The organism is Pedobacter nototheniae (assembly GCF_004335085.1).
In the GTDB taxonomy this organism is placed as follows: domain Bacteria; phylum Bacteroidota; class Bacteroidia; order Sphingobacteriales; family Sphingobacteriaceae; genus Pedobacter; species Pedobacter nototheniae.
On the sequence record NZ_RQRS01000009.1, the window covers coordinates 22,181 to 48,471 of the forward strand.

The 26,291-nt window shown below is 35.0% G+C and carries 22 protein-coding genes; 11 read left to right on the top strand and 11 right to left on the bottom strand.

Annotation, left to right across the window (positions count from 1 at the left end; all coding sequences use genetic code 11):
* Positions 1–217: 217 nt before the first annotated feature.
* The 7 genes from EHC72_RS09510 to EHC72_RS09540 form a co-directional block, all read right to left on the bottom strand.
* Positions 218–649: a hypothetical protein gene (locus tag EHC72_RS09510; RefSeq protein ID WP_131537452.1), complete on the bottom strand. Its 432-nt coding sequence runs from the start codon at positions 647–649 to the stop codon at positions 218–220.
* Positions 636–1,019 carry a phage holin family protein gene (locus EHC72_RS09515; RefSeq protein WP_131537453.1) on the bottom strand — a complete coding sequence of 128 codons (384 nt, stop codon included), beginning with the start codon at positions 1,017–1,019 and terminating at the stop codon, positions 636–638. The genes EHC72_RS09510 and EHC72_RS09515 overlap by 14 nt, the downstream gene beginning before the upstream one ends.
* Before the next feature lie 51 nt (positions 1,020–1,070).
* Positions 1,071–1,337, bottom strand: a complete 267-nt coding sequence (locus EHC72_RS09520) for a YtxH domain-containing protein (RefSeq protein ID WP_131537454.1) — start codon at positions 1,335–1,337, stop codon at positions 1,071–1,073.
* Between the two features lie 75 nt (positions 1,338–1,412).
* Complete coding sequence (locus EHC72_RS09525; RefSeq protein ID WP_131537455.1) at positions 1,413–2,462, bottom strand: AI-2E family transporter; 1,050 nt, start codon at positions 2,460–2,462, stop codon at positions 1,413–1,415.
* Between the two features lie 69 nt (positions 2,463–2,531).
* Positions 2,532–3,944 carry a sigma-54-dependent transcriptional regulator gene (locus EHC72_RS09530; protein ID WP_131537456.1) on the bottom strand — a complete coding sequence of 471 codons (1,413 nt, stop codon included), beginning with the start codon at positions 3,942–3,944 and terminating at the stop codon, positions 2,532–2,534.
* A gap of 162 nt (positions 3,945–4,106) precedes the next feature.
* Complete coding sequence (locus tag EHC72_RS09535; RefSeq protein ID WP_131537457.1) at positions 4,107–4,886, bottom strand: enoyl-CoA hydratase/isomerase family protein; 780 nt, start codon at positions 4,884–4,886, stop codon at positions 4,107–4,109.
* 2 nt (positions 4,887–4,888) lie between these two features.
* Positions 4,889–5,308 carry a cobalamin B12-binding domain-containing protein gene (locus tag EHC72_RS09540; protein WP_131537458.1) on the bottom strand — a complete coding sequence of 140 codons (420 nt, stop codon included), beginning with the start codon at positions 5,306–5,308 and terminating at the stop codon, positions 4,889–4,891.
* 117 nt (positions 5,309–5,425) lie between these two features.
* Between EHC72_RS09540 and EHC72_RS09545 the strand changes: the two genes are divergently transcribed.
* Positions 5,426–7,084, top strand: coding sequence for a glutamine--tRNA ligase/YqeY domain fusion protein (locus EHC72_RS09545; protein ID WP_131537459.1), 1,659 nt, complete (start codon positions 5,426–5,428; stop codon positions 7,082–7,084).
* 861 nt (positions 7,085–7,945) lie between these two features.
* Here the strand turns inward: EHC72_RS09545 and EHC72_RS09550 are convergent.
* A complete protein-coding gene (locus EHC72_RS09550; RefSeq protein ID WP_131537460.1) occupies positions 7,946–8,782 on the bottom strand; it encodes an N-acetylmuramoyl-L-alanine amidase in 837 nt (278 codons plus the stop codon).
* A gap of 111 nt (positions 8,783–8,893) precedes the next feature.
* On the opposite strand from EHC72_RS09550, the gene EHC72_RS09555 reads away from it, so the two are divergent.
* Together EHC72_RS09555 and EHC72_RS09560 are read left to right on the top strand one after the other, a co-directional pair.
* Positions 8,894–10,573 (top strand): dipeptidyl-peptidase 3 family protein, encoded by a 1,680-nt coding sequence (locus tag EHC72_RS09555; protein WP_131537461.1) that lies wholly within the window; start codon positions 8,894–8,896, stop codon positions 10,571–10,573.
* Between the two features lie 261 nt (positions 10,574–10,834).
* Complete coding sequence (locus EHC72_RS09560) at positions 10,835–13,282, top strand: TonB-dependent receptor domain-containing protein (RefSeq protein WP_131537462.1); 2,448 nt, start codon at positions 10,835–10,837, stop codon at positions 13,280–13,282.
* A 64-nt stretch (positions 13,283–13,346) separates the two neighbouring features.
* Here the strand turns inward: EHC72_RS09560 and amaB are convergent, their stop codons facing one another.
* The gene (gene amaB, locus EHC72_RS09565; protein ID WP_131537463.1) at positions 13,347–14,888 is read right to left on the bottom strand and encodes an L-piperidine-6-carboxylate dehydrogenase; all 1,542 of its coding nucleotides are present in this window, start codon (positions 14,886–14,888) and stop codon (positions 13,347–13,349) included.
* Between the two features lie 136 nt (positions 14,889–15,024).
* On the opposite strand from amaB, the gene EHC72_RS09570 reads away from it, so the two are divergent.
* Positions 15,025–17,532 carry a M1 family metallopeptidase gene (locus EHC72_RS09570; RefSeq protein WP_131537464.1) on the top strand — a complete coding sequence of 836 codons (2,508 nt, stop codon included), beginning with the start codon at positions 15,025–15,027 and terminating at the stop codon, positions 17,530–17,532.
* An 83-nt stretch (positions 17,533–17,615) separates the two neighbouring features.
* Here EHC72_RS09570 and EHC72_RS09575 read toward each other — a convergent pair whose 3' ends face one another.
* Complete coding sequence (locus EHC72_RS09575) at positions 17,616–18,071, bottom strand: nuclear transport factor 2 family protein (protein ID WP_131537465.1); 456 nt, start codon at positions 18,069–18,071, stop codon at positions 17,616–17,618.
* Positions 18,072–18,320: 249 nt separating this feature from the next.
* Here EHC72_RS09575 and EHC72_RS09580 point away from each other — a divergent pair, with 249 nt between their 5' ends.
* From EHC72_RS09580 to EHC72_RS09610, 7 genes are all read left to right on the top strand, one after another.
* On the top strand, positions 18,321–19,724 hold the full coding sequence (locus EHC72_RS09580; RefSeq protein WP_131537466.1) for a tetratricopeptide repeat protein: 1,404 nt from the start codon (positions 18,321–18,323) through the stop codon (positions 19,722–19,724).
* 60 nt (positions 19,725–19,784) lie between these two features.
* Positions 19,785–20,552: a phosphosulfolactate synthase gene (locus EHC72_RS09585; RefSeq protein WP_131537467.1), complete on the top strand. Its 768-nt coding sequence runs from the start codon at positions 19,785–19,787 to the stop codon at positions 20,550–20,552.
* Between the two features lie 93 nt (positions 20,553–20,645).
* On the top strand, positions 20,646–21,389 hold the full coding sequence (locus tag EHC72_RS09590; RefSeq protein WP_131537468.1) for a shikimate dehydrogenase family protein: 744 nt from the start codon (positions 20,646–20,648) through the stop codon (positions 21,387–21,389).
* A 71-nt stretch (positions 21,390–21,460) separates the two neighbouring features.
* Positions 21,461–22,060 (top strand): gliding motility lipoprotein GldD, encoded by a 600-nt coding sequence (gene gldD, locus EHC72_RS09595; protein WP_131537469.1) that lies wholly within the window; start codon positions 21,461–21,463, stop codon positions 22,058–22,060.
* Positions 22,061–22,066: 6 nt separating this feature from the next.
* A complete protein-coding gene (locus EHC72_RS09600; protein ID WP_131537470.1) occupies positions 22,067–22,705 on the top strand; it encodes an MBL fold metallo-hydrolase in 639 nt (212 codons plus the stop codon).
* 86 nt (positions 22,706–22,791) lie between these two features.
* A complete protein-coding gene (locus EHC72_RS09605; RefSeq protein ID WP_165585800.1) occupies positions 22,792–24,027 on the top strand; it encodes an ABC transporter permease in 1,236 nt (411 codons plus the stop codon).
* Positions 24,028–24,029: 2 nt separating this feature from the next.
* A complete protein-coding gene (locus EHC72_RS09610) occupies positions 24,030–24,413 on the top strand; it encodes a hypothetical protein (RefSeq protein WP_131537471.1) in 384 nt (127 codons plus the stop codon).
* Positions 24,414–24,485: 72 nt separating this feature from the next.
* On the opposite strand, the gene EHC72_RS09615 is transcribed toward EHC72_RS09610, so the two are convergent.
* Positions 24,486–26,186 carry a sodium:solute symporter family transporter gene (locus EHC72_RS09615; protein ID WP_131537472.1) on the bottom strand — a complete coding sequence of 567 codons (1,701 nt, stop codon included), beginning with the start codon at positions 26,184–26,186 and terminating at the stop codon, positions 24,486–24,488.
* Between the last annotated feature and the right edge of the window lie 105 nt (positions 26,187–26,291).

The window sequence follows — 26,291 nt, forward strand, 5'->3', positions numbered from 1 at the left end:
TCTTTCAAATGACACAAGAAACGTATGATTATAGAATCATTATACCACTAATTAACCTATATCTCATTGATAGATAAATGGTAAGAATCTAAATTGGGGCCCAAGCTATTCAAATAAAATATTAGCCGTTTTTTCGTAACAAATTACACACACAACTGTGACATTATATTTCAAGAGGAAACAAAAAAGCCCTAACATAATGCTAGGGCTTTTCAATTTAATAAGTTTCACTATCTGGCGGAATGCCGTAATCAATAAACTTCTTGTCTTTCTTTTTCTTGCCAAACCAACCTTTAACTGAATTAAAGATGGCTGATAAATGTTCAGCATCTAATGATTTTCCAAGTTTACCTGATACAAGACCAACAGCGGCTTTTGTTAAAAGGCCTGAGCCCCTAAAAATCGTCTTATTCATAAACATCGGCAGCAATAATGACATTATTGTTCCGCTGATGTTAAATTTGTCATCAACCTTAAATAGATTACTTGGGGTAGCGTATTTTTTTATAAGAGAACCTAAAGTAAATCTATTAATAAAAGCTTTGCCATCCGATTTTAGCATGCTTTGCTTTAAAGTATATTCTACTTTAAGTTCAAGTTTCTTTGCCTGAAGATCTTCCAGATTTCTGATGGTTTTATAACTTCTCATCTTCATCCTCCTCTTTATCAGCCAATTTATCGAAGTACTTTCTGATGGCTACATTGATAATGGCTTTCTCAATATATTTATCCTTAGTAAGATAAACGATTATAGCCAGTGCAATATAAATTAAAGATACACAACCAAAACCACCGGCATAACTGTGTAAAACCGACGATAGGTATAAGGCTAGCGTTACAGAACCAAATAAAAATGCAAGGATAAAACACACAATAACTGCCGTGCTTGTAACCAAGTCTGCAAATACTTTCGAAGCTTTTTCTACAAGATACAGTCTTGTATACTCAATTCTTGCCTCTACATAGCCTTTGGCATCTTCTACCAGATCTTCAATACCTTTCTCTTTATTTTCTTGCATAGTTTAGATGTATTTAAACCGGGCAGTTATACCCGGTTTATATTTTATAGATTAAGCGTGCTCTACATCATCGCTATATTCTTCTTCAACACTTCTCAATTTAGTTTTTATTGAGCTAACTACCTTATCTTTTAAGTTAGATAGGTTATTGATTTCATCAGCTGCTTTATCTTTAATAGAATCTCCTAGATCTTTTAATGATTGGCTTAATTTATCGCGTGTTTCTTCACCTTTATCTGGCGCAAATAAGATACCTAGAGCAGCACCGGCTGCTAAACCAGCTAAAAGAGCAACTACAACTTTTGAGTTATCATTCATAATAATGTATTTTAAGGGTTAACAATTCATGTACAATATACTTATTACTATATTATTTTATTGTTAAGCTATAATTTATAACTCATTTAGCTCATTATTTGTTTTAATTCTTTCTAATCTTTCTGATGCCAGCGTACTGGTTTCATAAATTTTAACGAGCAATATAAAATAAGATAGTAACAGAGGACCAAAAACTAGTCCTAATATACCAAACAATGGTATACCAATAATTACGCCAATTACAGTTATTATGGGATGAATGTTACCAACTTTTTTCGCAATTATAAATCTTAGTACGTTATCGATATTAATAATCACCACAAAACCAAAAATGAGCATTGCCCAACCTTCGAAATTATGTCCGTTAGCAATTTGCAAAATGGCAGCTGGCACAAATACCACCGGTGGGCCCAAAACTGGCACAAAAGATATAAATGTAGTAACTACGCCCCAAAATACGGCATCTTCATATCCTAGCACATAAAATGACAGGCTGACTAATGAGCCTTGCACCAAACAAATAAGCCCCTGCCCAAGTACGTTTGCATAAGTGGTATTGCGCATTTCATCTCCAAAACGTAAAGCATTCTGCTCTCTTAACGGTGCATACTTTATTAATGATCTTTCAAACTTTTTACGCTCAATAAGCATAAAGTAGAGTAAAAAATACATCACCAATAAACTCAAAATAATATTTACTGCACTAGATATTAAAGATGGAAAAAGCTGGGTAGCCCAGTTTCCCAATCTATTTAATCCTTCCTGAATAAGATCTTGATTAATTTTAAACGGAATTAAATGCTGAAGTTTAATCAGAATATTTTTAAAAAAAACTTCGTTGTTTCTTAATTCAGAAATTTTACTAATTACCATGCTGCTTAAGCCATAAAATGGAAGAATTATAACCACTACACTAATAGCAATTAATGTTATGGCTGCAAGTCTTCTATTCCAGTTCTTTTTTTCTGCAAGATAGATGTAAGCAGGGCGCATTATGGTGTAAAGTACAAGTGTACTCAATATTGCACTGAATATACTTTGCAAAGAATATGCAATTAATATTCCAAGTGCTATTATAATAACTAGGTTTATATTATTGCGCTGCTTATAAGAGAATACCGACATAATTAATTTGGGATGATTTGGTATTCTTTAAAATGCTAAAACAGGTAATTTTGTTTTATTCAAGGCTATTTATTCTATGTCTTCTATTTTAATCCCTTTAATTTTATTGTAGAGTGTTTTTCTATCGATTTTTAAAATTTTAGCGGCTTTCGTTTTATTGAAGTTAACTTCCTTAAGCACACTCAAAATAGTATCATATTCTGCTTCTTGGGCGGCATTCTTTAAATCTTTAGGTTTATCAGCAGATTTAACTTTTGTTTGAACAAGTTTTTTGTCGGCCTCATAAAACTTAGCATTATTAGCCAACTCGAGCGGCAATACATCAACCTGAATGATGTTTGTATCTGTTAATAGTGCAACACGCCGTATTACATTTTTAAGCTCTCTAACGTTACCTGGCCAGCTATAGTTTAAAAAACAATTTTTTACACCTTCAGAAAAACCTTTAATGTTTTTATTTAATTCCTGATTTGCTATAGCGAGAAATTTATCCGCAAAAATAAGAATATCGTTTCCGCGTTTTTTTAACGATGGCAAATGAATAGAAAATTCATTAAAGCGGTGGTATAAATCTTCTCTAAAAGTTCCTTTGAGGATATTCTCTGCCAAATTTTCGTTCGTTGCCACGATAATACGCACATCAAGATCGATTTCTTTTGTACTACCTATACGTTTAACCTTACGCTCTTGTACAGTTCTCAACAGTGTTGCCTGGATTTCATAAGACAGATTTCCAATTTCATCTAAAAATAATGTGCCACCATTTGCTTGTTCAAAGTGACCTATTTTAGTATACAATGCACCTGTAAATGAGCCTTTTTCATGACCAAAAAATTCACTTCCTGCAAGTTCTTTTGTTAAGGATCCACAATCCATAGCAACAAAAGGCTTATCTTTTCTTAAACTATTTAAGTGGATGGTTTTGGCTACAGCCTCTTTACCAGTTCCGCTTTTTCCAGTTAAAATAATACTATAGGATGTGGGGGCAATTAATTGAATTTGCTTTAATAAGTTTGCTGATACTTCACTTTTACCATCAATATATTCGGTATTGTTTATGTATTCGGGATCGCTATTATTATTTGTTTGACTAGAACTTTTGGTTTCATTAAGTGCTCTTTGTGTTTCAAGCGCCTTGTTAATGGTATTCAGTATCTCGTCAGGATATAGTGGCTTGGTAATATAATCATAGGCACCAAGCTTAATTAGCTCTACCGCTAATTTAATATCCGAATAACCAGTTATAATAATTACACCTGTTGTTGGGTAGTTATCCTTAATTTTTATAAGAATTTCCTTGCCATCAGTATCGTCTAATCGATAGTCGCAAAGAACCAGATCGAATGTTTCTTTTGTTAAAATCTCCAACGCAGAACTACCTGTTATTGCATTGGAAACTTCAAATCCATTTCTCGCTAAAAATTTTGAAAGTAAAAGTCCAATATTTACCTCATCATCTATTATCAGTATCTTTTTTTTCATTAGGAGGAGACCTTCTTTTATAATCTAAAAAGGCTTTAGTTATATAAATTACTCTATATAGGCCAAAAGTTAGCTTTTAGATTTGACTGCACATAATTACTTAAAAAAAATGGTAGTGGGAAATTTTCTCTACACAAAAAATCGAACTAATCAGACAAAAATTCAATTTCCTGTAAAAACCGCCTTTCTTTTCTCTACAAAGGCAGTAACACCTTCTTTAAAATCTTCTGTCTCAAAACATTTACCAAACTCTGAAATTTCTATTTGATAGCCATCGTTTCCATTTACAGATGAAATTATAGATTTTATTGCAGCAGCAACAGCAAGTGGTGCTCTTTGTTTTATAACGTTTAAAATTTCTTCTGCTTTACCAATTAAATCTGCTTGAGGTACAACATAATTTACCAAGCCAATTTTTTCCGCGTCTATAGCGGTAATCATGTTTGCAGTGGTAATCATTTCTATTGCCTTTCCTTTTCCTACCAATTGAGTTAACCGTTGGGTGCCGCCGTAACCTGGTATTAAGCCTAAAGTTACCTCAGGCAAGCCAAGCTTAGCATTATCAGATGCGATACGCATATGGCAGGCCATTGCTAATTCTAATCCACCGCCCAGTGCAAAACCATTTATGGCTGCAATAAATGGTTTTGGAGAATTTTCTATTGCATTAAATACTGCGTTTTGTCCCCGTTGGGCTAATTCTTCACCTTGTTGCCCCGTATAATCAGAAAACTCTTTAATATCGGCACCAGCTACGAAAGCTTTTTCTCCTGCACCGGTTAAAATTACACCTCTTACCTTATCTGTTTTACCGGCAAAAGTAATCGCTTCTGCAAGCTCAGCTAAGGTTTCTCTATTGAGTGCATTTAATGCTTTTTCACGGTTTATGGTGATGTATAAAATGCCTTCTTTAATTTCTGATAATAAATTCTGATATGCCATAATTAAAAATTTCTATGCTCAGTAACCCAATTTTGTATGTACTCTACAATACTCGCCATTGTTGTTCCCGGAGGAAATAGTTCTCCCACTCCAAGATCTGCAAGTTTAACTCTATCTGCCTCGGGTATAATTCCACCGCCTGTTAAAAGAACGTCGTCCAGCTTCTTTTCTTTCATAAAGTGAATAATTTTAGGAAAAACGGTCATATGCGCACCAGATAGTATTGAAATTCCAATTGCATCTACATCTTCCTGCAAGGCCGTATTTACCACCATTTCTGGCGTTTGCCTTAATCCGGTATAAATTACTTCCATACCAGCATCCCTAAGGGAAGTAGCGATTACTTTAGCACCACGATCATGACCATCAAGACCAACTTTTGCTACCAAAACGCGTATTGGGCGGTTTAATATTTTGCTCATATTGAATATTAAGTTAGTGTAAATGTATATATTTTGATTCTGAAATTAATCATTAACTAAAACAAGAAGAAATACGCTCAATCTTTTTAACTTTGCATCCTTAATTTACAGGTTTTTATGAGTGAAGAAAAGTCATTGAACTTTATAGAAGAGATTGTTGAGAACGACTTAAATAGTGGTAAGTATAAAACATTGGTTACGCGTTTCCCGCCTGAGCCTAACGGTTATTTACACATCGGCCACGCTAAAGCTATATGCTTAAACTTTGGTTTAACACAAAAATATGGCGGTTATACTAACTTACGCTTTGATGATACCAACCCGGTAACTGAAAAAACTGAATACGTTAACAGTCAGCAGGAAGATATAAAATGGCTTGGATTTAGCTGGAAAAACGAATTATATGCATCAAATTATTTTGATGAATTATATGCTTTTGCCGTAAAACTGATTGAGAAAGGCTTAGCTTATGTTGACGAGAGCAGTGCTGATGAAATTGCAGCTTTAAAAGGTACACCAACCGAGCCAGGAAAAGATAGTCCTTACCGCAGCCGCAGTATTGAAGAAAACCTTGACCTTTTTACCAGAATGAAAAATGGTGAATTTGGTGACGGTGCATATATTTTAAGGGCTAAAATTGATATGGAAAGCCCGAACATGCTAATGCGTGATCCTATTATTTATCGTATTAAACATGCAGAACATCACCGTACAGGCAATAAATGGTGCATTTATCCAATGTATGATTTTGCGCACGGGCAGAGCGATAGTATAGAAAATATTACGCATTCTATTTGTACTTTGGAATATGTTTCGCACCGCGAATTGTATGATTGGTTTATAGAGAAACTGGAGATTTTCCCGTCAAAACAGTATGAGTTTGCCCGTTTAAACCTTACTTCAACAGTAATGAGTAAGCGCAAGCTGCTTCAACTGGTAAACGAAAACCTAGTAAATGGATGGGATGATCCACGCATGCCTACAATTTCTGGTTTACGCAGACGTGGTTTTACACCAAAGAGTATTCGCGAATTTTGCGAGCGTATTGGTATTGCGAAACGTGAAAACTTAATTGAATTAAGCTTACTTGAATTTTGTATTCGCGAGGATTTAAATAAAACGGCTAGCCGTGTAATGGCAGTTTTAGATCCTATTAAACTGGTTATTACAAACTATCCGGAAGGACAAAGTGAAGATTTAATTGGCGAAAACAACCCGGAAGCAGAAGATGGTGGTGGCACCCGCGTAATTCCTTTCAGCAATGAATTATGGATTGAGCGTGAGGATTTCATGGAAGTTCCTGCAAAAAAATGGTTCCGTTTGGCTCCAGGTGCAATGGTACGTTTAAAGTTTGCTTATATTGTTAAGTGCGAAGATTTTATAAAAGACGAGAATGGCAATGTAACCGAAATTCGTTGTACTTATTTCCCTGATTCGAAAAGTGGAAATGATAATAGTGGTTTAAATGTTAAAGGTACTATCCATTGGGTGAGTGCTGCACATGCAAAAACTGCTGAAATCCGTTTATATGATCGCTTGTTTACTTCTGAAACGCCTGACGCTGAAGAAGGAGATTTTAAAGATTATTTAAATCCTGAAAGTTTAACGGTTTTACCGAACGCTTATATAGAGCCGGCCCTGGCTGATGCAGATTTAGATGGCCGTTATCAGTTTATCCGTAAAGGTTATTTCTGCTTAGATAAAGAATCTACTGCTGATAAATTGGTATTTAACAGAACGGTTACCCTGAAAGATACTTTTAAGAAACCTAATTAAGGGCATTTCTTTAAGGCATATGCCACGGAAACACTGAAACCACGGAAAATATTTCGTGTTAATTTCGTGATTCCGTGGCTATTTTTTTGCTCTTTTTTGGAGCTACTTTTCGAAAAACCCTTGTGCTAAGGTTGCAGATATATAATTATGGGTGTTTAACCATTAATTTGAGGTTGTATAGGTATAATTTGATTTATTAAACTAATCCGAAGCTGTTAAATACATATCACTTCTTTTAATTTACTACTCGGTTGAGTTAATTTACTACTCGGTTGGGGTTCTGGATATATAATTTGGGGTTACACAAGCATAACGCTAAGGTTCGGAACGTATAATTCGGGGTCCATAACCCCAATTTTGGGGTTATAAGCGTATATTTTTGGGTTATACAACCCTATCGTTGGTATCCTGAACGTATAATTATCAGTTAGGAACCCCGCGACATATATCTGGAGGGTATAATTAAGGGTTATACAACGCCAATGTTGGGGTTATATAACCTTAATCTGCGTTTAACCTAAGTTTTTAAACCTGGGTGTAGCGGCATCCCCGATTTTTCTATCGGGATATAGCGGAAAACAGGAATCATGTTTCAAAAGAACCACAGGCTTTGCTTTACAAATAATTAATGTGTTTGATTTGGAAATGAACGGACAGCATTAACTGGCAATTGCAGTCTCTATGCTACCGCAAGCGTCTTGCTTGTAGCCGCATGCTAATTAAATTATAACCTTTTACCAGTTCAGGCACCTGTAATTATGGCTCATTGCTTTAAATCTATTATGGCATGTTACTACTACCTTTGTTTGTTGCCTACCTGATTGCCACATGCGAAACGCTTGCGGTAGCGTTGGATTGTTTTTAATACTTTGTATAAACATTATACAATACTAAAATATCAACTGGCGTAAGTTTTGGCGTTAAATCACTCTGTATAAAGTGGCGTTTAAAGGCAGTAATAGCTGCACCCAAATCGCTAGTATCATAACCAATAAGTTTAAGGGCATTTGTGGTATCAAAATCAGCTGGTGGATTTTTCAATACATCATCATACCAATATCCAAAACCTTTATCGGCAAGTTTTTTCCAAGGAAAATTATTAGGATCTGGTTTACGTTTTGGCGCAATATCTGCATGGCCAATAAAGTTAGCTGTAGGAATATTGTATTTCTTTTTTAGTGTAGCTAAAAGTTTAAGAAGGCTGTTAATTTGTGCATCCGTCCAAATATCGGTTGTACCATTATTATCCATTTCTATCCCTATAGATGAAGAATTTAAATCGGTATCTTTTCCCCATTTGCTAATGCCTGCATGGTTTGCTCTTAAATAATCATTAACCATTTGTACCACTTTACCATCACGCCCTACCACATAATGGGCACTGGTACCGGTTCTGGCAATGGTAAAGGTTTTTATGGTTTGCGCTAAACTATCTTGAGCAGTATGATGAATAATTACAAAATTGGGCTTACGGATTCCAAAATTAACGGAACCTATCCATTGCTGGTTGCTCGCCATTAACGAATCGTACAACTGCCCAACGGGTGGAGTTGCAGTAATAATTTTAGCAAAATCTTTAGTTTTTTCTTTATAAACCTTTTCTGATGCTGCATATTTACTTGTGGTACAGGCCGAAAGTAATGCAATGCTACCGATTGAAAAATAAGACAGAAGTTTTGATGAAATTATAGTTGCCATAGTCGCAATATTAAAAAATGATTTACAAAGTTAGGCTAAACTTCATCCTTTCCATCAAACTTTATACAAAGCTTTCAAATTTTACTAATTTAGCGGCGATATATTTTAAGAATGAAAAATTTATACAAACCAACCATAATTTTATCGGCATTAGCCATCTCTGCGAGTCTTTTTTCGGCCTGCACAAGCAATACAAAATCTACGGATAATAAAGGTGGAACTGAACAAAGAGATAGTTTGGTTGATTATGTAGCGCATCGTTTACCCATTTACGAAAGGGTTAAATTAACCACCAACATTAACCAATTAAGTGTTAACGACCGTAAAATGTTGCCTTTATTGATTCAGGCTGCAGAAATTATGGACGAACTTTATTGGAAACAGGCTTATCCGCAACGCGATAGTTTACTTGCGACCATTAAGGATGAAAAAACCCGCGATTTTGTAAACATTAATTATGGCCCATGGGATAGATTAAACAATGATAAACCCTTTGTTACAGGTGTTGGTGTTAAGCCAGAGGGTGCTTCTTTTTATCCATATGGAATGAGCAAGGAGGCGATTGAAAAATCTGATTTGGCGGATAAATTTGGTGCTTATTCTGTTGTTAAAAAAGATAGCACAGGCAAATTAAGCACGGTTCCTTACCATATTCTTTTTGCATCTGAATTACAAAAAGCTTCTTCTTTGCTAAAACAAGCCGCATTAATTACAGAAGATGCTGGATTAAAAAAATACTTAAACCTTAGGGCTGATGCCTTGGTAACCGATAATTTTACTGCAAGTGATTATGCTTGGTTGGACATGAAAACCAATGGATTGGATATTATTATTGGCCCAATAGAAAACTATGAAGATAAACTGTTTAATGCCCGCACCAGTTATGAGGCTTATGTTTTAATTAAAGATAAAGAGTGGAGCAAACGTTTGGCAAAATATGTTAAAATGCTTCCTGATTTACAAAAAGGATTACCTGTTGCTGCAAAATATAAAACAGAAACACCAGGTACAGATTCTGAATTAAATGCCTACGATGTTGTTTATTATGCCGGAGATTGCAATGCGGGTTCTAAAACTATTGCCGTAAACTTACCTAATGATGAAAAGATTCAGCAGGAAAAAGGTACTCGTCGTTCTCAGCTTAAAAATGCAATGAAAGCCAAGTTTGATAAGATTCTTGTACCTATTGCTAAAGAATTAATTGATGCCGACCAACAACAGTACATTAAATTTGATGCATTTTTTGCCAATGTAATGTTTCATGAAGTAGCTCATGGCTTAGGTATTAAAAAAACCGTTACTGGAAAAGGCTTTGTTCGTGAGGCCTTAAAAGAGCAATTTAGCTGGCTTGAAGAAGGTAAAGCAGATATTTTAGGCTTATATATGGTAACTGGCTTACTTAAAAAAGGTGAGTTAACTGGTGATATTAAGGATTATTATACCACATTTATGGCTGGCATACTTCGTTCGGTACGCTTTGGCGTATCAGAGGCGCATGGTAAAGCCAATATGCAATGCTTTAATTATTTTAAAGAAAAAGGTGCTTTTGAACGTACCGCCAAAGGGACATATAAAGTAAACTTTGATAAGTTTGCTACCGCAATGAATGATTTAAGTGCCTTTATAATCACTCTACAAGGAAATGGCGACAAAGCTGCTGTTGAAAAAACTCAAAAAACAATGGCTATGGTTCCTGCAGAATTACAAACTGATTTAGATCGCTTAACTAAGAAAAATATTCCGGTTGATGTTGTGTTTGAGCAAGGTGTAGATGTACTGGGTGTAAAATAATTTCAAATTTATTTAGGGTAAAAGCCCGGCTAACTGTATATAGTTAGTCGGGCTTTTACTTTTTATGATGATTTGGCTTTTTATATTTTTTAAAAAAACTTGTAACCTTTTAAAAAAGCCACCGTCTTAATAATAACTAAAACAAAAGGGAGAGTTTTCATTTCCCGAAATAAACTTTAAATAGGTCGGCAAATTAAACTTGCGTAGTTAACCCTGCGCTGAACTGTTTTTGCTATAATATTAAACTAACGAAGATCCTCAATGAAAATTTTTTACAAACTAATATTAACTACACTTACCGTTTTTGGTGTTAACTGCGCTTACGCACAAACGGGTACTAAATCAAATGTTACTGGTGTAATTTTAGATGAACATAATAAACCTGCGGATTATGTTACAGTGGTTCTTTTTAAGGCTGCAGATTCTAGCATTGTTAAAACTGCATTTACAGATCAAACCGGAAATTTTAGCTTTTTAGTTGCTGCCAAAGGCGATTACTATTATAAAGCGAGCATGATGGGGTATAAAACCCTTAAAAGTAAAACGATAAAACTATCAGATGTAGATCAGAAAGTAGATTTTGGATCAGCTCAATTAGTTTCTACTACTCAAAACCTAAAAGAAGTTACTGTTGCCTTTACAAAGCCTTTGATAGAGCGCAAAACAGACAAATTAGTTATGAATGTTGAGAACAGTAGTATCGCTACGGGCTCTACCGCATTAGAACTTTTACAAAAAGCACCAGGCGTTTCGGTAGATCAGAACGATAATATTTCTATGCAGGGCAAACAAGGTGTTTTAATTATGCTTGATGGTAAACAAACGTATATGAGCAGCGCTGATGTAGCAAATTTACTCCGCAATATGCAAAGTTCGCAAATAGAAACCATAGAGTTAATTACCAATCCATCATCAAAATATGATGCAGCAGGTAACTCTGGAATTATTAACATTAAAACGAAAAAGAATAAAAGTGCTGGTACAAACGGCAGCATTAATGTAGGCGCTGGGCATGGTAAAAACTTTAGAGGAAACGCTGGAATAGATTTAAACCACCGCGATAAAAAGTTTAATCTATATGGTAATTACAATTATTTCTACAACAAAAATAGTCGCAACATATATATAGATCGTATTTCAAATGGCCTAAATGGCAGTCCTGACACCTATTTTTCTCAGGGGGGCGGTAATCTGCGTCATAACAATAGCAATGGTTATAAGGCAGGTTTGGATATATTTTTAAATAAAAATAATACGCTTGGCTTTTTAGTTAACGGTTACTCAAATAACAGTAACCAGGACGAACAGAACAGAACTTTAATTGGCCCATCTTATACCAAATTAGATTCTATAACTACATCTACCAGTTATACCAAAAACAGTTATAAAAACATTGCTTACAACATTAACTACAAATCTACTTTAGATACCGCAGGACAAGAAATTACTTTTGATGCAGATTATTCAAAATATAAAGGTAACAGCGATATTAACTATATAAACAACTATTATTTTGCTACTGGCGAAATGATAAGACCTACATTTTTTACCAGAAATGCTACCCCGACTAATATTAAAATTAAAGCACTTAAAGCAGATTACACTTTGCCTTTAAATAAGACAATGAAATTTGAAGCTGGATTAAAAAGCAGTTGGGTTACTACTGATAATAATTTTTCAGCAGAGCAGCTTGTAAACGATTTTTGGAAGAACGACGTAAGTAGAAGCAATCAATTTATTTATGATGAGAATGTTAATGCCGCATACGTTAATTTAAACAAACAGTTTAAATCTACAAGTGTACAATTGGGTTTAAGGGCTGAACAAACTAATTCAAAAGGGAACTCCATAACAGAGAACAAAATTGTAAAAAGAAATTATCTTGATTTCTTCCCAAGTGTATTTATAAACCAAACCTTGGATAAAAACAATGATTTAGGACTTTCTTACAGTCGTAGAATTGACAGACCGAGCTATGACGATTTAAATCCTTTTATTTACTTTTTAGATCAATACACATATCAAAAGGGTAATCCATTTTTAAACCCTCAGTACACAAATAATTTTGAAGTAAACTATACTTTTATGAAAAAGTATATCGCTTCTTTAAGTTACAGTAGAACAAATGATTTAATTACTGAAGCTATTCTTCCGGATGAAGAACGAAAAGCACTTTTTCAAACCAATGCAAATTTGGCAAAGCAAGAAGTTTGGGGCTTAAACATAAATGTGCCAGTACAAATATTTAAATGGTGGCAAACTAATAACAACCTAAATGTTTTTAACCTTAAATATAATTCTCCACTTGCCGGAAGAGAGATAAACACAAATAAAACATCTTTTCAGTTTAAATCACAACAAACATTTACCATTATTAAAAGCTTTACCGGAGAGATTAATGCCAGTTACGAATCGCCTTTGGATGCTGGAACAATTGCAATTAAAGAGCGCTACGGGTTTGATATTGGTTTGAGCAAATCGTTTATGGAGAAAAAGATGAACCTTAAATTCTCACTAAGTGATGTTTTACACACGCAAAGATTTAATGCAACAAGTACTTATCCAAACTTGTTTTATACTATCCGCCAAGATTACGACAGTAGAGTTGCACGGATAAGCTTTACTTACCGTTTCGGGCAAAATGAAATTAAACCAGCCAGAAGAAGAAGCACAGGATTAGAATCTGAGCAAGGAAGGATGAAAAATTAAGTTTTAAACCAAAACAAAGGTCTGGCTACAATAGTAATCAGACCTTTGTTTATTTAAGCCGATATTATAAATCGAATTTTATTCCTTGTGCCAAAGGCAAAGTATTTGAATAGTTAATGGTATTTGTTTGTCTGCGCATGTAAGCTCTCCACGCATCTGATCCACTTTCTCTACCACCTCCAGTTTCTTTCTCGCCACCAAAAGCGCCACCAATTTCGGCACCTGATGTACCAATATTTACGTTAGCTATACCACAATCAGAACCCTGTGCAGATAGAAACTGTTCTGCCTCTCGCAAATTTAGGGTCATTATTGCAGATGATAATCCTTGTGGCACACCATTTTGCAAGGCAATAGCTTCATCTAAGGTTTTATATTTAATCAGGTATAAAATAGGTGCAAAAGTTTCGTGCTGTACAATTTTATAATCGTTCTTTACTTCGGCAATGCAAGGTTTTACATAGCAACCACTGCTATAGGTATCGCCAGATAAAACGCCACCCTCTACAACAAAATTCCCGCCTTCAGCTTTACATTTCTCTATAGAATCCAGATAAGCCGCAACAGCATCAGTATCAATAAGTGGCCCTACATGATTGTTTTGATCTAATGGATCGCCAATTCTAATTTGTCCGTATGCCTTAACCAGTTTCTCCTTAAAAGCATCATATACACTTCCTTGAATAATTAATCGCCTGGTAGAAGTACAACGTTGACCGGCTGTGCCTACTGCGCCAAAAACAGCACCAATTAAGCTCATATCCAAATCAGCATGTTCAGAAATAATGATTGCATTATTTCCACCCAACTCCAATAAGCTTTTGCCTAATCGGGCGCCAACCGCAGCTGCAACCGCTTTACCCATACGAGTAGATCCTGTAGCAGAAACTAAAGGTACACGACTATCATTTGTCATTAATTCACCAACCTCACGATCACCAATAATTAAACTCGAAACACCTTCTGGGATGCTATTTTCTTTTAAAACTTTGGCTAAAATATACTGGCAAGCAATTCCTGTTAAAGGAGTTTTTTCTGAAGGTTTCCAAATACAAACATTGCCACAAACTAAAGCTAATGCAGCGTTCCAGCTCCAAACGGCAACAGGAAAATTGAAGGCCGAAATAATACCCACAATACCCAGTGGGTGCCATTGCTCGTACATTCTGTGGCTTGGGCGTTCGCTATGCATGGTTAAACCATATAACTGGCGTGATAAGCCTACTGCAAAATCGCAGATATCAATCATTTCCTGCACCTCACCAAAGCCTTCTTGCAAGCTTTTCCCCATCTCATAAGATACTAAAGTGCCTAAAGCCTCCTTATTTGATCTAAGGGCATCACCAAGTTGCCTTACAATATCTCCTCTTTTTGGTGCTGGAATAGTACGCCAATAAACAAATGCCTCTTGCGCTTTAGCAACAACGGCTTCATAATCTGCTGGTGCAGCAATTTTTGCCGTTGCAATTAATTTACCATCAACAGGAGAAAAACTTTCTACAGATTTTGAATTTGATGCGCCACCCCAATCACTGCCTGTACTAAAAGCAGCATTTTCGGCCTGGATACCTAACTTGTTTAAAATTGATTTAATATCTGCTTGCATAATTTTTATATATGTGGTTTATACAAAAAAACAAAAAATTAATAGAACCCCATCCATATTAAATTTTTAGTTTCTGATAAATTGTAACTTTGAGTGGTTCTCCTTATCCAATAAACATTTAAATAAATAATAAGATATGAAAAAGCATTTTATGCTGTACGGCTTAATTGCCCTCAGTTTATCATATGCTACGGGCTTGCAAGCACAAACACAGCCCAATGCAAAAGATAATTTAAAAATTTATCGGGTTACTGCAACCAAAGTAAATGATTTGGTACATACTAAACTTGATGTATCTTTTGATTATGCAAAACGGTATTTATATGGCAAGGAATGGGTTACTTTGAAGCCCCATTTTTATGCAACGGATTCTTTAACGCTTGATGCGCAAGGCATGGATATTAAAGAAGTTTCTTTAGTTGGCCTAAAAGGGAATATGCCTTTAAAATATGTTTACAATGATAACAAGTTGTACATTACTTTAAATAAAAAGTATACTAATACCGAAAAATATACCGTTTACATTGCTTACACAGCAAAGCCTGATGAGCTTAAAGTAAAAGGTAGCGCTGCAATTACGGATGCAAAAGGATTGTACTTTATTAATCCAGATGGTAATGAAAAAAATAAGCCTACACAAATTTGGACGCAGGGTGAAACTGAATCTTCATCGGCTTGGTTTCCAACAATAGATAAACCAGATCAAAAAACAACGGCAGAAATTTCGATGACGGTACAATCGAAATACGTAACACTATCCAACGGTAAATTAGTTACGCAAAAAGCAAATGCTAATGGAACCCGTACTGATACCTGGAAAATGGATTTACCACACTCACCTTATTTGTTTATGATGGCTGTTGGCGATTTCAAAATCACTAAAGACACTTGGAAAGGAAAAGAAGTTAACTATTATCTGGAGCCAAAATATGCGCCTTACGCAAAACAGATTTTTGGCAAAACACCAGATATGATGCAGTTTTACAGCACAACTTTAGGACTGGATTACCCGTGGAATAAATATTCGCAAATTGTTGCACGTGATTATGTTTCTGGTGCAATGGAAAATACTACCGCAACTTTGCACGGCGAACATGTTCAAAAAACAGACCGCGAATTATTGGATGGAAACGAAGAAGGTACTATCGCTCACGAGCTTTTTCACCAATGGTTTGGTGATTATGTTACGGCAGAATCCTGGTCTAATTTAACCATGAACGAATCTTTTGCAACCTTTGGCGAGGTAATTTGGCATGGGCACGATGCTGGGAAAGATGCTGAAGATCAATCACGCTATGAGAAATTGCAATCTTATTTAGGCTCAACAGAAAATGGCGAAAGCCCAGTTTTAGCTCGTTTCCATTACAACGATAAAGAAGATATGTTTGATAACATCAGCTATGCTAAAGGATCAATCATTTTATATGCACTTAAAAACCAAATGGGTGATGCTGCATTCTTTAAATCTTTAAACCGTTATTTAACTACAAACGCATTCAAAAATGGAGAAACACATCAATTGCGTTTAGCTATGGAAGATGTAACAGGCAAGGATTGGAGCCCATATTTTAATCAATGGTATTATAATGGAGGCCACCCGATTTTAAATGTTGAATATGGTTATGATAACGGTAAAGCAACAATAAAAGTTAAACAAGCTCAGGATAGCTCCGTTCAGGTTTTTAGTTTGCCTTTAAAAGTTGATATTTATGCTGGTGGCAAAAAAATAAGTAAAGATATTTTGATTGATAGCCGCGAGCAAAACTTCAGTTTTGATGTAAGCACTAAGCCTGATTTAATTGACCTTGACGTTGATAAAATCCTTGTTGGAGAAATTAAAGACAATAAAACTGCTGAAAATTATTACTTCCAATATAAAAATGCACCAAGCTATGCCAACAGAATAAAAGCTTTAGGCTTTGCAATGAAAAGTAAAGATGCTAAAGCACAAGAGGTGTTGCTAAGCGGATTGAAAGATCAGGCTGCAAACCTACGCGTACTTAGTATTCGTGGTCTTAACCTGGCAGATGCACAAGTGAAAAATTCTGCTTTACCAATCTTACTTCAATTGGCAAAAACCGATAAAAATACAGATGCAAGATCTGCTGCAATTGCAAAATTAGCTGCAACAGGTGATGTAACTTATAAAACTTTGTTAACGGATGGGCTTAAAGATAAATCGTACAAAGTAATTGCTGCTTCAATTAGCGGTTTGGCTAAACTTGCACCACAAGAAAGCATTGCTGCTTTGGCACAGATGGATCAGGATACTAAAGATCATATTGCACCATCAATTGCTGCCGTATATGTTGGCGATCCTGTTGATGCACACCAGCCATTTTTCGAAAACATTATGGCTACAGGAGATAGAAATAAGGTTTATGCTACAATTGGTGCTTATTTCCAGTACCTTTCAAGAAACACAAACCCAGCGGTAACAGAAAAAGGAATCAAAAACATAAGCGATGCGATTGATCGTTTAAAACTATCAGGTGGTTTATCAAAACAACTAGCAACCGCTTATGATTCTACTGTTCAAGCAAAAACGAAACAGGCTGCCGCAGCAACTGGAGATGCAAAAGCAAACCTGGAAAAACAAGCAGATTTATTTAAAAAAGCTGCTACAGATTTAAACAATAAATAATTTCAAATAAATTTGTCCCATTGAGCCTGCTGAAATACTTCAGTCAAAGTCTTCGGCAGGCTCATAATGGCAAATAAATAACGCTAATTACAGCTATCTTTTCTTCTGGTATCAATTACATAAACAATTTGCCAGCCTTCTTCTCCCTTTACTAATTGAAAAGAATTAACGCCGCAATGGCTAAACTTATCGTCTACGTAAAACTTATAATCCGTCCATACGCTAGCCAAAGAACCATCAATTAATATCTTCGTAAAAACGATTCTTTCATCGTACTTTCCCTTATGCGGTGTACCTATAATTTTTAAAAAAGCATTCACAGATTCTGTCCTAACCAAAACTTTTCCATCTTTATTAACAATTGTTTGCATTAGGCTTTCCTTTGCAAAAGCACTTCGAGCAACAGTACTATCACCAGTTCTCATCCCGGTAAAGAGTTTGTTAACAACGCTTTTAACTAAGTCTTGCTCGGTAGATTGGGCAAATAATTTGGAGGCAAAAAGTACCAAAAACAAGGCAAAAATGACTAATCTTTTCATGACTTCTTAATTACTGATTTTAGAATAAATTTATGTTACTTTTGTAAAAGTAGGGAAATGGAACCGCGATGCTGCAAAAATCATTTGATTATTCACACATCTTAATCACAATCAATACAGTTTATATTCAGGTATTTACATCTGCCGTGAAGGCTAATGTTAGTAATTATTTTTAAAACGAATAATTAAATATTGTAAACTTATAATGTTGTTTTTCTGCAATTGGCACGGTTCTTTAATGATAACGATATGGAAGAAGAATTCTTTTTTGAATCCAACGAAGATGCGCAACGTTCGGTAGAGCGTTACGAAGAAATGATCCGAAATAAGGACCAGTATTTTTTTGATGCGCATGCTTTTGAATATATAGTAGATTTTTACATTGAGAAAAACGATCCAGTTAAAGCTTTACAGGTAGTTGATTACGCCGTAAGCCAGCATCCGTATGCAACTGTTTTCTTAATTAAGCAGGCTCACCTTTATATTTTAACCAATAACCACGAACAGGCATTTATGGCTTTGCAAAAAGCTGAATTGCTTGAACCATCAGAACCTGATATTTATTTGCTGCGTGGTAATATTTTTCAAAATACCGAACGTTATGCCGAAGCGCTTGAAAATTATGAAAAAGCACTTGGTCTTGCCGAAAGTACAGACGAAATTTTATTGCAAATGGCTTATGTTTACCAAAGCATGTCTGATTATGAAAGTGCTATAACTTACATTAAACTAAGTTTAGAACAGAATATGGAAAATCAGGACGGTTTATATGAGCTGGCCTTTTGTTATGATGTTTTAGATAAACAAGAAGAAAGCATTAAATTTTATCAGCAATATATTGATACTGATCCATATTCTTATGCCGCATGGTATAATTTAGGCAACAGCTACCATAAACTTAGTCTGTGGGAAAAAGCAATTGATGCTTATGATTACGCCATTTTGATTAAAGAAGATTTTAGCTCAGCTTATTTTAACAAAGGTAATGCATTGGTTCAGCTAGATAAATATGATGAAGCCATTACGGTTTATAAACATACTTTTGAGTACGAGCAACCAAATGCCGATACCTATTGCGCCATTGGAGAGTGTTACGAGAAATTGGAGCAAATGGACGAAGCCCGTTCTTACTACAAGAAATCGGTTAAAATGGACCCTAAAATGGCCGATGCCTGGTTTGGTATTGGTGTTACCTTAAACCACGAAGAACGCTATTTCGAATCTTTACATTTTTATAAAAAAGCAATAGAACTGGAAGCCGAAAATCCTGATTTTTGGTTTGCCATGGCTGATGCCTACTATAAACTTGGGCAAATTGAAGAATCTATCATCGCTTATGAAAAAGTGTTAGAATATAATCCACTTGATATTGAAGCATGGCTTGATTTTAGTACTGTTTTATACGAGCAAGGCAAACTGCGTGAAGCATCAGAAACCATGTCTGAAGCTATAAAAAACAACCCTGAAGCCGCAGAATTATACTACCGTATGGTGGCTTATCTTTTTGCTTTAGGTAATTATAGCGATGCCCTTGAGTACCTGGAAACAGCTTTAACCACCGACCCGGAAAAACATTATATTTTATTTGAATATTTGCCACAATTGCAAGATAACAGTGCAATTTTGAACGTTATAAACCGATATATCCGCTAATAAGCATGTTAAAAAAAATTGACAATTAATCTCGATTTTTTTTTCACTTTTGTACACTATATGAATTACCCATTATTAAACGTCCCTGAACGTCCAACAAAACCACGCCAAAAAGGCCTAACAATGGTTATGGATAAGGGATTAAGCCTGCGCCAGGTAGAAGATTTTATCGAAGTTGCTGGTGTACATACAGATATTGTTAAACTGGGCTGGGCTACATCTCATGTTACCCCAAACCTTAAAGAGAAATTAGCTTTATATAAAAGCGCAGGAATACCCACTTATTTTGGAGGTACATTATTCGAAGCATTTATTATCCGTAATCAGTTTGACGATTATCAACGTGTTTTAGACCAATATGGAATGGAATATGCAGAAGTATCTGACGGTTCTATTATTATTGAGCACGATCTTAAATGTGAATTTATTAGCAAACTTGCCAAACAGGTAACTGTAATTTCAGAAGTTGGAAGTAAAGATGCTGCCAAAATATTTGCGCCATACAAATGGATTAAATTAATGAAAGCTGAAATGGAAGCCGGTTCGTGGAAAGTAATTGCCGAAGCCCGAGAAGGTGGAAATGTTGGTATTTATAGAGGTAGCGGAGAGGTTAGAGAGGGATTAGTGGATGAGATTTTAACACAAATCCCTGAAGAAAGCATCATTTGGGAAGCCCCTCAAAAAGAACAACAAGTTTGGTTTATTAAACTTATCGGCACAAACGTAAACCTAGGCAACATTGCACCAGCAGAAGTTATTCCTTTAGAAACTATCCGTTTGGGGTTACGCGGAGATACATTTGACCATTTCCTTAACTTAGGAAAATAATAGTACTACCCGTCATTGCAAGGAACGAAGCAATCATAAGTATTGTCTTTAAAGAAATTGCTTCGCTCTTTGTAATAACGAAATTTTTACGACATGAAAACCTACGGTTTAATCGGATATCCGCTTTCACATTCCTTCTCAAAAAAATATTTTACCGAAAAGTTTTTAAACGAAGGCCTTAACGATCATCAATACGAGCTTTACCCGATAGAAAATATCAATTCTATTACCGATTTATTAGCAAATGACCCTACACTTTGTGGATTAAACGTAACCATTCCGCACAAGGTAAATGTAATGCCTTTTTTAAACGAAGTAGATGCAGTTGCTGAAGAAATTGGTGCAGTGAATTGTATCTGCATTAAAAACCACGATGGAGAAACTTATCTTAAAGGCCACAATACCGATGCCTACGGCTTTGAAGAATCTTTAAAATCTCTGCTCGAAACACATCACAACAAAGCATTAGTTTTTGGTGATGGCGGTGCTACAAAAGCTATAAAATATGTGTTGAATAAATTAAACATAGAGTTTATTACGGTTGTACGGAGAGCACTTCCAGGTACAATTTTATATCAGGATTTAACGCCAGAGATTATAAAATCTCATACTTTATTGATTAACACAACCCCTTTGGGCATGTCGCCAAATGTAGATACTTATCCAGAAATAGATTATTCATTATTAAGCCCAAAACATTTAGCTTACGATATCGTATACAATCCATTAGAAACTGCTTTTTTAGGCAAGGCAGCGGCTCAAGGTGCTAAAATTAAAAATGGATTAGAGATGTTGTATCATCAAGCAGAAAAGGCTTGGGAAATTTGGAGTAGTTAAACTTATATTTATTCTTTAATAACTACATTACAGCTTCAAAAATCTGTTAACAGTCTATAATTCGATAAAGTATGATTAAAATAATTAAAATAAGAGATCTATTTTTTCCCTCAATCATACTTCTTCTATTTTTGGGTTCGTGCCAAAATAATTCTTATTCGCCAAAACCAAAGGCATATTTTAGAATTGTATACCCTGAAAAGAAATATCAGCAATTTAATTCCACCGCACCTTACACTTTTGATTACCCGGTATATGCTGCGATGGAAAATGACAAAAGTAAAAACGCCGAAAAATATTGGTATAATTTACATTTTAAGCAATTTAATGGCTTTTTACACCTTACTTATTATGATGTAGCAAACAAAGCAGCATATGATGAAATGGTAGAAGATGCAAGAAAACTAGCCTTTAAACACACCATTAAAGCACGTGCTATTGATCAGAAAATGATCAATTACCCTGAAAATAAAGTGTACGGAATTTATTATGCCATAGAAGGTAATACAGCTTCATCTGTTCAGTTTTTTTTAACAGATAGTGCCAAACATTACTTTAGAGGTGCCCTATATTTTAATGAACGCCCACAATATGATTCGATTGAACCGGTTGTTAAATTTATTAAAAAGGATATTGATAAAATGATTTCTACGTTTAGGTGGAAGAATTAAGCAATTATGATTAGTATTAAAATATTTACGTTTAACGCTTACAGCGAAAATACTTATGTTTTATATGATGAAACGAAAGAATGTGTTATCATTGATCCTGGTATGTATGATGGAGCCGAACAAAACGAATTGGCAACATTTATTAAAGCTGAAGCCCTTAAACCTGTTTTATTATTAAATACGCATTGCCATTTAGATCATATATTTGGCAACAAATTTGTTTTTGATACTTGGGGATTAAAGCCTCAGTTTCATCCTGGAGAATTACCTATTTTACAAGCAGTACCTGGCTATGCACCACAAATGGGCTTTACCCGTTACGAGCTTTCTCCTGAACCAGATACCTTTTTATCAGAAAAAGGAACAATTAGCTTTGGCAACAGCACATTACAACTTATTTTTGTACCCGGCCATTCGCCTGCACACCTTTGCTTTTACAACAAGGCCGACCGCTTTTTAATTGGTGGCGATGTGTTGTTTTACGGAAGTATTGGTCGTACTGATTTGCCTGGAGGAAATCATCAGCAACTTATTCAAAACATTAAAGAAAAACTTTTTGTGCTGCCTGACGATTGCAAAGTATATCCTGGACATGGCCCTGCAACAACCATAGGATTTGAAAAACAACATAATCCATTTTTTTAGCCGGATTAAAGGTTTATAATTGTGAATAGGTTTACTCCCTAAGCCTTTTACCTTTAAACCCTCAACCTTTTATTTATCTTTACCCCGTGAATACGCCATTATACATAGCCAAAAGGTATTTGCTTGCAAAGAAATCAACCAATGCAATCAACTTGATATCAGGCATATCAATGGTTGGGGTAATGGTTGGTAGTGCAGCACTGCTAATTATTCTTTCCGTATTTAATGGTTTTGAAACGGTTGTATTGAATATGTTTAATACAATTACCCCTCAAATTGCTATAACACCGGCAAAAGGCAAAACGTTTAATCCCAACACAGCCTATTTCAGTCAGCTTAGAAACCATAAAGATGTTTACTCCTTTACAGAAGTTTTGCAAGAAAACGCCTTGTTAAAATACAATAGTAAACAAGCTGTTGGTATGGTAAAAGGAGTAAGTTTTGATTACCTTAAAAATGATAAGCTTGATAGCACCATTAAGGAAGGGCGATTTGTTTTACATAACCAAAGTGGATTTAATGCTGTAATCGGATCTGCATTGCAAAGTTATTTAGCTGTTAATACTGTTGATCCATTTACAGAGTTAGAAATTTATTCACCCAAAAAAAATATATCAGCAAGCAACATTAATCCAGCAGATGATTTTATTATAAAAAGCATTCGGGTAAGTGGTGTTTTTGAGGTACAACAAGAGTTTGATAATGGCATTATCGTTCCACTTGAGTTTGCCCGAGAACTTTTAGGCGAAGAAAAAGATGTTTCAGCAATAGAAATAAATCTCCAGCCGGGTACAAATGTAGATCAGTTTCAAGAAGAAGTGGCTTCAAAAATCGGTAAAAATTTTGATGTCAGAAATCGGGCAGAGCAAAACCGATCACTTTATCATATTCTTAATACCGAAAAATGGGCAATTTATGTTATCCTTACTTTTATATTAATTATTGCTATATTTAATATAATAGGGTCGTTAACCATGCTGGTGATAGATAAGCTTAAGGATATTGCCATTTTGAGCAGTTTGGGTGCGGAAAAAAGATTAATTAAAAGAATTTTCCTTTTTGAAGGAATGATGATAACCATGTCTGGCTGTATATTTGGTTTAGTTATCGGATTAATTTTCTGCCTTTTCCAACACTATACAGGTATTATAAAAATGGGGGCAGAAGAAAACACAACATTAGTAAGTGCCTATCCTATAGCATTAAAATGGAAAGATTTTGTTTTAGTGTTTGTTACTGTAGGTATTTTTTCATTTTTGGCATCTGCTTTGTCAGCTAATTTAAGCGTAAAGAAGATTGGCCAAATTAATCAAACTATTTAACCATGAAATTATTTAAACAAGCAACTGTATTTGTTATGCTTATTGGTGTGGCTGTTACCGCTTGTAATAGAACAGATAAATCAGCTACAGGAAAAAGTAATATTAAAACCGTTAAAGGCCTTTATACTTTTGGCCCTGAAATGAAATCTTTTACATTGTGTGAAGATGGCCGCGAATATTGGGTTGCAGACAGTGTTAAAAACCTGGAACTTTCTTACAGCAATTTAAATTTCGAAAAGCCTTACGAGCCCGTTTATGTAGAGCTACAGGGCTATTTTGCTAAATCGGATACTGCAACCGTTTCTGATGATTTTGATTCTACCTTGGTTGTAACCAAAGTGCTTAAAATTAGCAAGGAAATTCCTGATGGACCTTGTTCTCAATAAAAATTGTTCTTTATAAAAAAAGTCCCGATTTTGATCGGGACTTTTTTATTTTGTAATTAACTCAATTACCCCTTACCAGTAAATAGTGTAAAGCGCAGTAATTAAGATAATGATGATTAGCGCACCAATGGTAAAACCAGGTGTGGTTTTGAACATTTTCTTATCAATTTCAAGCCCTTTAGGAATAACACCTCTTCTGTTTTCAATATTTGTGATAATACTCATTCCTATAATACATAACACAAAAACAAATCCCATTCTATCTATAAAAGGAATTTCATAAACACCATTATTATCAAAGTTTGGTTGGTAGAAACCATAAGGAGTTAAAAATTTAAGATCAACCCACATTGGTAAAAATTTAAGAATTACAGAGAAAATGAAACCCCCAATAGTTGCAAATAAGGCTGCATTAGAAGTTGTTCTTTTCCAGAAAAAACCTAAAATAAACATTGCGAAAATCCCAGGAGAAACAAAACCAGTATATTCTTGAATATAATTAAACCCTTGTTTTCCTTCGCCCATTAATTGTTCACCAATAATTAATGATAAAATCACGGCTAAGAAAACAGAAACAATTACAGTAATTTTTCCAACGTTTACCATATTTGATTCAGACGCATTCGAATTAATAGCCTTTTTATAAATATCAAGCGTAAAAATAGTTGCGATACTATTGGCCTTACCTGCAAGTGAGGCAACAATTGCAGCTGTTAATGCGGCAAAAGCTAATCCTTTAAAACCAATTGGAAGCAAGTTTAATAAGTTTGGATATGCTTTATTTACATCTACAATTCCTTTTGAATCCAGCATTTCTGTGTGAAACATGCCGTATTTAGTATAAAGTACATAAGCAGCAATACCAGGAAGAACCACGATAACGGGCATTAATAGTTTCAAAAACGCAGCAAATAAAATACCGCTTCGTGCTGTTTTTAAATCTGCACCTAACGCTCTTTGGGTAATGTATTGGTTACAGCCCCAGTAGTTTAGGTTCACAATCCACATACCGCCAATTAGAACTGATAAGCCTGGTAAGCTGATGTAGTTACGGTTTTCCTTATTAAATATCATATGGAAATGATCGTTGGCTTCGCTTTTTAATAAACTTAAACCACTCAGCACTCCTGTTTGACCGGATTTCTCTGCAAGTAAATTAAGTGCGATATAAGTAGCAACCAAACCGCCCAAAACAAGGAAAAAAACCTGAATAACATCTGTATAACCAATTACTTTCATGCCGCCCAGCGTAATAAAAATTGCAAAAACAGCCAAGAGCACAATACATGCAACAATACTTAAACCAGAGATGTTGCTAATTGCCAGGGCACCTAAATAAAGTATCGACATTAGGTTTACTACAATATACAGCATTAGCCAAAATATCGCCATAATCATTGCTACGGTACCATTGTAGCGTTGATTAAGAAATTGTGGCATGGTAGATATCTTATTTTTAAGATATACGGGAATAAAAAATACGGCAACAACAATTAAAGTTGCAGCAGCCATCCATTCGTAAGTTGCAATTGCAATTCCAAGCTTAAAGCCTGAGCCACTCATCCCAATAAACTGTTCGGCAGAAATATTGGAAGCGATTAACGATGCGCCAATGGCCCACCATGTTAAGGAACCTTCGGCCAAAAAATAGTCTTTTGAGCCTGTAGATTCAGATTTCTTTTTTTTGTAAATGTAAAAGCCATAGGCTGCCACAATAACGAAGTAGATTAAGAATACAATGTAATCCTTTATATCAAGGAGGTTGTGTTTCATTTTTTGGTTAGGAGTTATTTGGTTTCGAATTCTAAATGTAATAAATTCATAAAATAATATTCGTTTTTAACATAAAATTTATGCTATAAAACGAATATTAAATGT